Source organism: Pseudoalteromonas sp. RB2-MNA-CIBAN-0110, assembly GCF_040309305.1.
GTDB classification, from domain to species: Bacteria; Pseudomonadota; Gammaproteobacteria; order Enterobacterales; family Alteromonadaceae; genus Pseudoalteromonas; species Pseudoalteromonas arctica.
Genome location: NZ_JBEOOQ010000150.1, coordinates 1 through 280, shown reverse-complemented (window position 1 = coordinate 280; position 280 = coordinate 1). Strand labels below are relative to the sequence as shown.

Genomic DNA, 280 nt, shown 5'->3' with positions numbered 1-280 from the left:
CTCAAATACTTAATCAGCTTGATAAACAGCGCCAAAGTAATCCTTATTACCATATATCACTTGGTAATACCGAGTACGTACATAAATATTACGCTAAAGCACTCAAACACTTTAAAAAGGCCTATACATTATCCCCCACACTTCACGAAAGTCATTTTGGCTTGGCGCGAGTTTACTTTCAGTGGGGCGATACAAAGCAAGCAAAGTACCATTTGCGTAAAGCCGGAAAAAATGCTGATTTTTTACATGACAAAAAACGTTATGACGCAAAGTTAAAAGC

1 protein-coding gene is annotated in these 280 nt (G+C 37.5%); it reads left to right on the top strand.

Annotated features, from left to right (window positions below):
* The coding region (locus AAEY68_RS20935; protein WP_350586811.1) for a tetratricopeptide repeat protein at nucleotides 1–280 on the top strand (280 nt) is incomplete at both ends.